Source organism: Natrialba sp. INN-245, assembly GCF_009807105.1.
GTDB lineage: Archaea > Halobacteriota > Halobacteria > Halobacteriales > Natrialbaceae > Natrarchaeobius > Natrarchaeobius swarupiae.
In genome coordinates this window covers 89,634-100,634 of sequence record NZ_WUBV01000016.1, presented here as the reverse complement: position 1 = coordinate 100,634, position 11,001 = coordinate 89,634, and the positions used below count along the sequence as shown (strand labels likewise).

Annotated in this window: 11 protein-coding genes and 2 pseudogenes; 6 read left to right on the top strand and 7 right to left on the bottom strand. The window is 59.4% G+C overall.

What is annotated here, in order from left to right:
- The first annotated feature begins 138 nt into the window (after window positions 1–138).
- Entirely contained in the window at window positions 139–444 is a 306-nt protein-coding gene (locus GRS80_RS04795; RefSeq protein WP_160046570.1) for an AbrB/MazE/SpoVT family DNA-binding domain-containing protein, read from the top strand.
- On the top strand, window positions 441–878 hold the full coding sequence (locus GRS80_RS04790) for a PIN domain-containing protein (RefSeq protein WP_160046569.1): 438 nt from the start codon (window positions 441–443) through the stop codon (window positions 876–878). Before GRS80_RS04795 ends, GRS80_RS04790 begins: the two co-directional genes overlap by 4 nt.
- Window positions 879–1,606: 728 nt before the next feature.
- On the opposite strand, the gene GRS80_RS04785 is transcribed toward GRS80_RS04790, so the two are convergent.
- The 3 genes from GRS80_RS04785 to GRS80_RS04780 form a co-directional block, all read right to left on the bottom strand.
- On the bottom strand, window positions 1,607–2,299 hold the full coding sequence (locus GRS80_RS04785) for a hypothetical protein (RefSeq protein WP_235019648.1): 693 nt from the start codon (window positions 2,297–2,299) through the stop codon (window positions 1,607–1,609).
- A 239-nt stretch (window positions 2,300–2,538) separates the two neighbouring features.
- Window positions 2,539–2,673, bottom strand: coding sequence for a hypothetical protein (locus GRS80_RS20910; RefSeq protein ID WP_255455247.1), 135 nt, complete (start codon window positions 2,671–2,673; stop codon window positions 2,539–2,541).
- A gap of 247 nt (window positions 2,674–2,920) precedes the next feature.
- Window positions 2,921–3,835: a hypothetical protein gene (locus GRS80_RS04780; RefSeq protein ID WP_160046568.1), complete on the bottom strand. Its 915-nt coding sequence runs from the start codon at window positions 3,833–3,835 to the stop codon at window positions 2,921–2,923.
- Window positions 3,836–4,046: 211 nt separating this feature from the next.
- On the opposite strand from GRS80_RS04780, the gene GRS80_RS04775 reads away from it, so the two are divergent.
- Entirely contained in the window at window positions 4,047–4,685 is a 639-nt protein-coding gene (locus tag GRS80_RS04775) for a hypothetical protein (protein ID WP_160046567.1), read from the top strand.
- Between the two features lies 1 nt (window position 4,686).
- Window positions 4,687–5,217 carry a MarR family transcriptional regulator gene (locus GRS80_RS04770; RefSeq protein ID WP_160046566.1) on the top strand — a complete coding sequence of 177 codons (531 nt, stop codon included), beginning with the start codon at window positions 4,687–4,689 and terminating at the stop codon, window positions 5,215–5,217.
- 51 nt (window positions 5,218–5,268) lie between these two features.
- Here GRS80_RS04770 and GRS80_RS04765 read toward each other — a convergent pair whose 3' ends face one another.
- Window positions 5,269–6,681 carry an FAD-dependent oxidoreductase gene (locus tag GRS80_RS04765; protein ID WP_343161450.1) on the bottom strand — a complete coding sequence of 471 codons (1,413 nt, stop codon included), beginning with the start codon at window positions 6,679–6,681 and terminating at the stop codon, window positions 5,269–5,271.
- 609 nt (window positions 6,682–7,290) lie between these two features.
- Here GRS80_RS04765 and GRS80_RS21075 point away from each other — a divergent pair.
- Window positions 7,291–7,416, top strand: a pseudogene (locus GRS80_RS21075) (RNA-guided endonuclease TnpB family protein); the annotation flags it as partial.
- Between the two features lie 30 nt (window positions 7,417–7,446).
- Here the strand turns inward: GRS80_RS21075 and GRS80_RS04750 are convergent.
- Window positions 7,447–7,863 (bottom strand): DUF4440 domain-containing protein, encoded by a 417-nt coding sequence (locus tag GRS80_RS04750; protein WP_160046565.1) that lies wholly within the window; start codon window positions 7,861–7,863, stop codon window positions 7,447–7,449.
- Window positions 7,864–8,013: 150 nt separating this feature from the next.
- Here GRS80_RS04750 and GRS80_RS04745 point away from each other — a divergent pair.
- Window positions 8,014–8,729, top strand: a pseudogene (locus tag GRS80_RS04745) (Gfo/Idh/MocA family oxidoreductase).
- A 61-nt stretch (window positions 8,730–8,790) separates the two neighbouring features.
- Here the strand turns inward: GRS80_RS04745 and GRS80_RS04740 are convergent.
- Window positions 8,791–9,267 (bottom strand): DUF6789 family protein, encoded by a 477-nt coding sequence (locus GRS80_RS04740; RefSeq protein ID WP_160046564.1) that lies wholly within the window; start codon window positions 9,265–9,267, stop codon window positions 8,791–8,793.
- Between the two features lie 364 nt (window positions 9,268–9,631).
- Window positions 9,632–10,591, bottom strand: coding sequence for a TIGR03885 family FMN-dependent LLM class oxidoreductase (locus GRS80_RS04735; RefSeq protein WP_160046563.1), 960 nt, complete (start codon window positions 10,589–10,591; stop codon window positions 9,632–9,634).
- Window positions 10,592–11,001 lie beyond the last annotated feature (410 nt).

Here is an 11,001-nt window from a genome sequence, read left to right as displayed (position 1 = left end):
ATCCGTCCCTCATTGAACCAGTTCAGCCGAGAAGGGTGGAGTCTGACAGGAATCTGCTCCCCTCTGGCGAACTAAGATTGAACGTGCAACAGGGTAACCGACAGTTAGTAGTACTCTGAGTTCATAGTACAACATAATATGTCGGGTAGTACTCGAGACCCAGAGGTTGTACGTGTCTCGCAGAAGGGACAGACAACGATCCCGAAGACGCTCCGAGAGAAGTTCGGGATCGACACCCCTGGAGAGGTGTTCATTTACGAGGACGACGACCGAATCATCGTCGAATCAATTCCGTCACTCGAAGAGTTAGGCGGGATTCACGCCGACACCGACCACAAGCGTGGCGACGTGCTCGACCGGGTTCGCGAACTGCAACATGAGGAACGCCGGCGTGAAGAGGTCCGTGCTGACCGACTCCGACCGGCTGACTCGGAGGATGAATGAGCGACCGGTACGTCTTTGACACTGAAGCGATCATCGCGTACCTCTACGACGAGCCTGGTCGAAGCGTCGTCGAAGAGTATCTTCGAGACGTTCGTGATGGGGTTGTCGAAGGGCTGCTGGCAGAAACTAACGCTGGTGAAGTACTCTATCTCGTTGCACGCTTCGAAGGAATTGACGACAAACCAACGACAGACTCGCTTCGCACTGCTGATCGAGATCTCCGTGCGCTCGAGCGGTGGGGAATTAACATTGAACGAGCTGACTGGCGGCTTGCCGCTGAGGTGAAGGCGGACGGTCACATTTCGTTTGCGGACGCACATGGCGTTGCACTCGCCCACGAGAGCGATGCGACACTCATCACCGGTGCTGATGACGACTTCGAGACGCTTCCGGTCGATGTCGACGTCGTCCGATTTCGCGAGAACAGCGTCTAACCCACTATGTACACCCACTTGGGTGAGGTAGCACCTGTCGTTGCCGAGTGGGGGAACACGTTATCTCGTCGTTCTCACATCGTAATATTGTTTTCTTGTATGACACAATCGACGAAGCCACTTCGAGTCTGTTTCCGATCAAAATGATCATAGGGAACTATATTCAATAATTGAATCAACCAACAAACACTCACTTCTTGGGATCAAGGATTTGTGTGGCGGGTTCGTGTCACATCTGCCATACCGGGTGTTCCACGACAAATCCCCGCCCCTTGCTAGCATCAGCCCTTGTGCAGGGTACATCCTGCCTGGGGTTTCGCCGAACTATCTTTAAGCAGCGAGAGAATCCCGTCGTTTACAGTAGTTGCCGAAACAACGGACCAAACTACCTGAAACTCTTTGATTCATTACAGTAGTTGGTGGCAATAGCGTACGATAGCTGAAGCGGCACGATCAAGGAAGCGAAGGAGCGCCGTACAGCGGCGCTCCGAAGCGTTGTCACTCACTTTGCTTCTTCTTGACCGATCTTCTCGGTCGGTGCAGAGAGCGGTCTATCCGTAGTCAGTCAAGGGCACGAATTCACGGAATATCTTCGTCGAGATCGGTGGTTTTCCAGGAATCGTCCCCTCTGTGACGAGAACGTTCGCCAGAACCCAGAGATTGTACAGCGCAACTGCGAACAGAAAGGAGAACAGTCGCACCGAGAACGTCGGCGCTGAGACGGGCTTTCATCCCTTTGCTCGGACGTGCACGGACGATATAGTCGACGTCGTGCTGTTCGAGTTCCGCAACGACGTGAACCTGGTAGAACCCTCTATCGAGGAAGACGTGTCTGATCGAGACGTACTCTTGTGCGGTTTCGAGCAGCGAGCGAACGGCTCCGCTTTTTCGCGAAAGCCGTTCGCCTCCAGTGCCAGCACGTCGAGCGTAAACCGCATTCCTGGTGCGACGATACAGATTGTCGCAAAACAGTACGTTCGATTGGTCCCCTGGTCGGGATAGGTGAGTAAGACGTGATCAGTGTCTGCATCGCCGTAAAACCGCCACTCGTGGAGATCGATCGCAACATCGACACACTCGGGTAACAGCCGTTGTTTCCGGAGGATCTCGAAGAGGTCGTCGCGGACGCCATCGAACTGGCCATCGATGGCGTCCGCCTCCAAGTTTCGGAGATGGTAGAGGAGCGATTTTGCGAGCCCGTTGCGAGCCGTCGACGTAATGTCGACGGGCTCGCCGTCATCGAGTTGGCACGTTTTCCCAGCTATGTTGGCAAACTCCTGTTCGAAGGCGACACGAGAGAGGAGCTTCTCGAAGTCCTCTCTCGTATAGCTCCCACAGGATTTGATGCCAAAGTCGAGCGCTGGATACACGACGGTAGAAGCGGCGCGACAGACCTGTTTTGCTTCGGTCGTCTCGACCATAGCCACCCTACCAGCGACGTCGCAAATTAGGTTCGGCGTCTACTGTTTACGCCGGGCGAGGATGTCACCGAAACGCCGTCTCCCAGTGTACCCGAGGGACATAGCTCGTCAAAACAGCGCCGCCGACAACTCTTAGGGATTATCGTAGGAGTTCATAGTTTTCACAGGAAGATCCAAGACACAGCGTCAAAGGATGAGCTTCGAAACCTCCAGTTGGCTATGATAATCCCTATCTGCCGTCATCGATCTCGGCCGCTCGCCTGCTCGTGATCGTCAGCGACGATAATATCGTCTGACTCCTCGTCTGTATCGTTGTCTCCGCTCTCGAGGTTCTGAATAGCTTTTTCGATATCTTCTTGCGTGGCTTCGTCCATCCAACCCCCTGAAACGCCGTTTCACACCTGACGATGGTAAAACGCGACCACTGTATTCTCACTCTGAAAACGGCTCTCTCCCGCGGTTCGTAACGAACGCGACGTAGGGGATCTCGGCCGCGCTTGGCGCAACTAACCGTCCTCAAACGGCTGGTGTTCGGCGTGGCGCCCGACAGTCTTGGGAGGACTGAATGGAGGGCGATTCCATAAGAGGTGCTTTCAGGGTGAATTGCGTCAGCGGGAGCGTTCAGTCCGCATTTTCTTCGTCGTCTGTGATTTCGATGTAGAACTCGCCGTTGCCGCCGAAGTCGTCGTCCCTCTCGATGACGTCAAAGTCCACTGACTCAACTTTTTCAGCCGTCACTTGCGTCTCGTCGCCTTCGTCACTGCGCTCACCGTCGTTATCTCCGTTTTTGATTTCGATTGCGAACGCTTCCTCGTCGGAGTCGGCTGCGTTGTCATTGTCTATCTCGAATTCCATCTCGACGTGATGGCTGCGAACCGTCTCCTCTTCGAGAGCCACGGTGGCGAAGATTGTGGTGCCGTTCTCGCCGGCGGTCAGTTCGGCCCCGACTTCGTCGCCGTCGCGGTCGGTGACTGCTACCTCGACGGATTCGGGTTTGTCAAGCTGCGTCTGGACGTTGTAGGAGATCTCATCGTCGTCGAGTAGCGTCTCCGTGAGCTGTTCGGCTTCCTCGTCGGTCAGCAGGCCGTCGTCCTCGACGGTCGTGGTCACATCACCAAGCGGCGCGACCGTATCGTCGATGACAAGCGCGCGTTCACCGAGGTCGATAGACAGCGACGCACGCGGGAGGCGGTTGTCATCGGACGGCGCGAGGCGGACATCGTATTCGTCTTCGATGGCGACGAACTCGCCGTCGTCGAGTGCCTGTGCCTGATAGACGTCTGCCTGGAGGGCGTCGACGCCCTCGAAGTGTTCCTGGAGGGCTTCGATATCACGGACGAGTTCGAGGAGATCGTCGGTCTCCTCGTCGTCGAGCGCGTCGTCGTGGTCGACGACCTCGATGTCGGCGTTCGAAAGCGATGCGTCAGCGGAAACGGACGTGTTCGCGCTTCCGGCGGCTGCGAGCCCCACCGTTGCGAGGGTCACGAGCGCCGTGAGGGCGAGCACGTAGACGGTGTATCGATAGTCTCGGTGCATGGGTAGACTAGTTCAGGGCAGCAGTCCACCCGTCGCCTCGCGTCGACGACCGGGCAAACCGCCGCATCCGGACTTTGGCTGAAACACCTCTTTAATTCCCGTTGGAAAGTGGTGTGAAACGCGTTCGAAACGCGTTTTGCTGACGTTTCAGGCGTTTCATCCCGCCTCGAACCGGTGTTTTCATATCGGCGCTGGAGACCATATCAACACGATGGTGCCGGCTTCCCTCCCCCGGCTCGCGCTCGTGGCTTCGCTTGTCGTCCTTGGCGTCAGCCTCGCCGGGTTTGCCACCGTCGCCGGTCTCGCGGATAATCTCTCGACAGCGACGGCTGGCGAAGTCACCGTCGAGGACGGGGCTGTCGCGTTCGTTGACGCCGACGGCCACCGGACGCCGATAGCCGATGTCGGCGATGCAGAACAGCTTACCGTCGCCGATAAGGGCGGCCTACTGGCGGTTACGACCCAGCCGAACGAGACTGAAGCGCTGACTGAATCCCAACGCGAGACCGCCGCCCGGGTCGCCGTCTCGAATCCGGCCCTCGCGGAGATGCTTCGAACAGCCGACGGAGTGACCGTCGACGTCGTGCCGTTGCGGACCGACGACCCCGTCGACAGCCAGCTTCGCCGTCCGAATCCCTCAGCCGACAGCGCTGCCAGTACGACCTCTGAGTTCCGTCCGGCTGCGGTCGCTGACAGCGCAATCACGCTGGAGCGGGTCGGGCCGCAGTTCCACGAGCACCGTGCGCTCGTCGTCGTCGAACCCGTTGATGCCGATGCCGAATATCGTGTCGTCGTCGACCTTGATGCGGAGGTCGTCGACCGAATCTTCCAGCTCGAAGTCCTCAGCTAACATGTTCCTAAACGCCCTCCGAAACGGCAGACTGATCGCTGCCGTTGTGCTTGTCGCTTCCACGTTCGCCCTCGGGGTACAGCTGTTGAATCCGCCCGAACTCGTCGTTGCTGCCGGCGGCGATGACACCGCCGTCGAGACGGTCGGCTACTACTTCGCTTATCGGGACGTCGCCGTCGTCGCCGTCTTCGCGGCTGTGCTCAGTGCGTCGGCGACGTTTCTCGCGCTCGATGCCCGCCGTTCTGACGGCGCGACACACAGCGATCCCGAAGCCGGCGACGACGGGACCGACGCCGTCGACAAAGAGCGTCGACGGGAGAGTTGGGAGGAGACTGCAGCGGGGCTGGCTGACACCGAGCGGGTCGTGTACGAGACGGCACTGGAGGCTGGGGGCGAGATTCCCCAGCGCGATATCGTCGAGCGAACCGACCTCTCGAAGGCGACGGTGAGCCGAACGCTTAGCAGCCTCGAGTCCCGCGGGCTGCTCGACCGCGAGCGGCGCGGGATGGGCAACGTCGTCGTGCTTCAGTAGTACGACTTCTGTCTGGACGACGGCGGCGTTCAAATAAGAGTAAGTATCGTGTTAGCGTAATTTTCCGGAGAGTACCTTCGCGGCGACGAGAACGGGATCCCACGTGGTGTTGAACGGCGGCGCGTACGCGAGATCGTAGTTCTCGAGGTCGGAGACGGTCGCTGCTTCCGTGAGTGCCCCGACGATCGCGTGGCTGCGGTGGACGGCCCCCTCACCATACTCGCTGACGAGGCTCGCTCCGAGGACGCGTCCCGTCTCACGATCTGCGGTCAGCGTGATCGTAACCGTCCCGCCTTCCGGATAGTAACCGGCGCGGGATTTCGCCGTGACAGTTTCGCTCACCGGATCGAAGCCGGCTGCTCGAGCCTCCTCGTGGTCGAGTATGCCGGTCCGTGCTGCCTCGATGTCGAACGCTTTGACGGCCGCCGTACCAGCTATCTTCCCTCCTTCGGTCGGTCGTCCGGTAACGGTCTGGCCGATCGCCCGACCGTGGCGGTTGGCGGTCAGCGCGAGTGGGACGTACGCCGGATCGCCCGTGACGACGCGGGTCGATTCGGCGCAGTCGCCCGCCGCGTAGACGTCGGGAACGCTCGTCTCCCGGTATGAATCCGTCTCGATTGCGCCGGTCTCACCGAGTTCGATGCCAGCGTCTTCGGCGAGCGCCGTTCGTGGTCGAACGCCGGTTCCGAGCAGGACCATCTCGACGTCGATTCGGTTGTCCCCGGTGACGACGGCTTCGACGCGTTCATCGCCCGAAAGCGTCTGCACGTCGGCTCCGAGGTGTACCACGACGTCCTGCTCTCGAAGATGGTCCGCAACTGCGTCACTCGTCGCATCGCTGAACCCCTTCAACACACGATCGCCGCGCTGGAATAAGTTGACCTCGAACCCGTTTGCGGCCAGTGCTTCGGCCATCTCGACGCCAATGTAGCCACCGCCGACGATGCCGACGGGGCCGGCGCAGTCTTCGAGGTATCGGCATGCGGGACCCCTGTCGGGCTGCTGGAGCGTGCCCCCGTCTCGTGCTCTCGCGACGTACTCGCGGAGTTCCTTCCCGTCGCTCATCGATCCGAGCGTGTAGACCCCCTCGAGATCCGTGCCGTCGATCGGCGGCACAACCGATTCTGATCCCGTCGCAATCAGCAACTGGTCGTACGACTGGACCGTCTCGCTGCCATCGTGTTCGGCCGTGACCGTGTTCTCGTCGGGATCGATCGCGACGACCTCGTGGCCCGTCCGTAGATCGATGTCCCGTTCCTCGCGGAACTCCTCCGGCGTCACCGAGACGAGGTCCTCGAGTGACTGAATCTCACCTTTGATGTAGTACGGCAGCCCGCAGGCACCGTAGGATACCCACTGTCCCTTCTCGAAGACGACCACCTCGAGGTCGGGGTCCTCGCGTTTCGCTTTACTCGCAGCGGACATGCCGGCGGCGTCTCCACCGACGACGACGAACGTAGTCACGGGTCAAAATTGTCGTCTGACGTAATAAAGCCGAGTCGGCTGTGTGTGTCATCTATAGTAGCCACTGCAGGTCTTGCACACCCGATCGCCAGACGGATCGGCGATTGGTGTGGACATTGTTTCAGTTGTTACTATCGGATTGCCCGTCGAAACCCCGCGACCGCCCTGGTGCCAACTCATACTGGTGGACAAACCGAGTCACAGCCGGACGCAAAGAGTTGTTCTTCGACTAAAATACCCGTTGCCGCTTCCGATTTCAACGAGGATATCCTCTGTCGAGAGACCAAGCTGGCGGAGTGTCTCACCGGGAGTTGGCAACAGTTTCCCCCACCAGTCCCAGTCCGGTTGCCTCGTGTTCTGAAAGCGTTCCATATGAAGTATAAAAAGCAGCTCTGTATAAATTATGTCGTCCAGCACAACTCGAGGTGGAGGCGCCGACCTAACGGAGCGAGCGAGTAGGTCGGAGAGACAGCGAGGGATCGGGGATTCCTCGGGCCGTTCGACGGGTCTGTGGCCCGTGAGAAGAAACAGCCGAAGGACGACGAAACCGAACGACGGTAGCTATCTGACCACCGAGAGTATGAGTTCCCTCGGGACGTAATCTGAAATATGGAGGTGCGTCGAACCGCGCCGGTCAAACTCGTCGTTCCTGATGAGCGACGCGATGATCTCCACGAACCCGCCGAGCAAATCCTCTACTGTGCGAACCGTGCTGCCGAGTTCTGCCGGGATAACACCGATGGCTTTCGATGTCGATCTCGTCTCTCATTCAGAGCCGTCGTCGAGCCAGGTATCGTGCAGGTCGACCCAGACAACGCCGCCTGGAGCCGACGGATCGTCTCGGAAGAGCGCCGTACTGATTCGGCCGGTCGTTCCGTCAGTCGTCTCCTGGAACTCCTCGTACCGCACCACCGCGAAGCCGTCCATCTGTTCGACGACCTCGACGTTTCGAATATCGATCGAAAACGTCCCTTCGTCGTCTCGGCCGTAATCCTCGCGGATTCCGGACACGACGGCTGCCCGGTCGCGGCGATTACCGTCAGGAGTCACCAGTTCGAAATCGGGTGCGAGTGTTCTTTCGAGTCTGGTGAACGCATCACGGTCCAGCGCTCCGCTGTACCAGTCGACGAAAAACTCGTGTAGCGCCTCGATTTCGGCCCGATAGGTCGAATGGGATGGCACAGCAGTACTTTGGCTGGCAGTGGTATAGACGTGTTCTTCGACTACTGTACACGACCAGTACAGACGACCCAGTGTGATCGGACCGAGTACCGTTGCACTCCAAATCAAAGCGTCTCGATACGGACGTTCAGTACAGCGTGAACACGCATCATGCCGCTGGAACGCGTCCGCACAGTATCGGTCCGAATCATATTCGAATATTTTTCACGTGCCGACTGGCAGACATCCGATCTGGACGGAACCGTTCGAATGGCAATCGTCGGAATCGGGGGCTTCTCTCGGAACCGTGTCCTTCCCGGCATCGACACGGCCGATTACTGCGAAACAACCGTCCCCGTAACCGGATCTCCCGATTCGTCCGCTGAACCCGCTGACGAGTTCGACATCGACACGCTTCTCAGCTACGAGGAGTTCCTCGATGGTCGGAAAACGGACGCCTATGGGCAGTGTACACTGCGAGACCCGACGCGACCCACGGCCAGTACGCCACTGCTGCAGCCGAGTTTGGAAAGCACGTCATCTACGAGAACCCCCTCGAGATGACCGTCCAGGACGCACGAGAGGTAATCGATGCCTGCGAGGTGGCGAGCGTCACGTTGATGGCCGCGTACCGACTCCAGCTCGAGCCGTCCATTCGACACACGCGCGAACTGATCGTCGACGGCGTTATCGGCGACGCCGGAATGGAGTACAGAGGTGCACCGGGCGACGAGGTCGTCGGAGAGTTCGACTACTTCGGATACTGTGTCCTCACCGGAACTGATACGGAACGGACGGCGTCGAGTCTTCGAGATATCGCCACTGTCGGTGCGACCTACGAAGCGGCCGAGTCCGGCGGAGCCGTCGAAAGTCCGAAGATCGAGTGATCCCAGGACGTTGACCGACGGCCGTCACCTGGACTGAATTAAACCGCAATCGATTACCAGTTCATCGCGCGAGCAGCGCGTACAGCAGTCCCAGGATGACGCCGTAGACGGCGTGTCCCATCAGGCTCTGACCGTTCCAGTCGGGCACGGGCGGGGCCATCTCCGTCATCGCACCGACCCACGCCGGCATGACGAACGACGCCAGGACGACCCAGAGCACGACTCCGTAGGCCAGCCCCGCAACGGCGATGGTGAGGTTGCTACCGAGTCGGTCCCCAACTCCCGTCGTCTGTAACACGAGCGCGAAGACGACGCCGAGAACGACCGAGTGGAACATGTGGATCGCCCACCCGACGGCGAGCGACGGACCGAGGCCGTACATCCCCGGGATCGCCATCTCCACGATCATCTCCATCTGCATCGTCATCATCACGCCGAATGTGAGACCGCCGGCTAAGCCACCGGCGAGGCCGGCTTGCCACGGTTCCAGTCCCGTCTGTGTTCGCGTGTCCGTCGGTGTGGCTGTTCCAGATGCCATACGATATCATGGGGCACTGTTGGAGGTAACGGTATCTCGGTTTGGTATACGGCTTGCACAACCACCTGGGACGTATGAGTAACGACTGAAACGATTCACACACCGCTCGCAGCCATCGCCCGGAGACCGCCCCCGGGTCGGTCTCCAGGTGGACTATCACGAGTGGGTGTGCAATGACGTAGTGGCTACCAATATTCGAACAGCTTCGAGAGCCAGTCCGTTACTCGGTTCAGTCGGAGTCCCCGAATTGCCGAATCTCTTTCGTCTGGCTGTATCCGTGAAATCGAAGGGACGGCGGCGAGTCAGACGGACTCCACTCGAGCTATGTAATGGAGTATATTAACAACGATTTTTATTGGGATTGTCACTCGAGTGCGGGAAGCACCGTTTCTCCGAACGTCTCGATGAACGCCCGTTGATTCGTGTTGACGTTGTGGACGAAGATCCTGTCGACGTCGAGTTCGCGGTCTGTCTCGAGCCAGTCGACGTGATCTTCGAGCGTCGCCGACATGCGGACGTTCTCCTCGACGTGATCCGTCGTGATCTGTTCGCCGAGTTCGTCGTACTCGTCGGGGGTCCTTAGCTCCTGGGTCACCGTCCCCGGCACGCACTGGGTACGCCACTGTTCGTACGCCCCCTCGAGTGCGGCGTCGTCGCTTTCGTCGTAGGAGTGTTGTGCCTTGAGGTAGACCGGCTTCTCCGGGGCGTTCTCGCGGAACGCCTCGACGCGGTCCGCGTCGGCCTCGTGGTCTGGCGTCGCGATGGTGATCATGCCGTCGGCCCACCCAGCGAGCCACGCTGCCGTCTCCTCGGAGAGCGCTGCACCGATCACTGGCGGCGGCGTCTCCGGGCGTGAGTACAGCGTCGCTTGCTCGACGTCGATGCGTCCGTGGTGGGTCACCTCTTGGCCTTCCCATAGCCGCCGCATTACGTCCGTACACTCCTCGAGTCGTGCGTTTCGCTCCGATTTGACCGGCCAGTCGACGCCCGTGACTCCCTCGTTGAGTAGCTGGCCGCTTCCGACGCTGAGCCAGAACCGTTCGGGATACATCTCACGCAGCGTCGCGGCGGCCTGGGCGACGATCGCGGGGTGGTAGCGATAGCCCGGTGCGTTGACCGTCCCAAACGTCAGGTCGGTCGCCTCCATCGCCGACCCGAGCCAGGACCAGACGAACCCCGACTCGCCCTGTTGTTCGCTCCAGGGATGAAAGTGATCGGAGGCGAGTGCGTGTTCGAACCCGTGGCCGTCGGCGAGTTGGACCCACTCGAGGAGGTCACTCGGCGCGAACTGTTCGTGTGAGGCGTGGTAGCCAATTGCTGTCATCGACGAACCAACTCCATACTCTCCGTCCCGAAATTCGATCGCGCTTCGCTTCGAGATCCGGCCGTCGTCTCGAGTGTTCGTACGTTTGGTGGTGACACGATGTATTACTCCCGAAATACTCACTTAGGTTCACAGCAAGCACATGCCTGATGACCCGTCTCCGCTCGGATTCGAACCATGGTCGTTCGGTAACGTTCCGACAACTGATGGACAAATTGTCGGAGTCATTGAACGTTCTTCCATCCTCGACCGGGAGTAACTACCTGCTGACGGCCAATTCGACCGGTCTCCAGGGGTAGTTACGACCGGTGTGTGTCTTGGGTTAGTTAACATTGATTCTCGAGTTGGATGGCATTATGATTTTAATATGACACGACGAATTGACGACGCTTCACCTTCCGTTTCGACGG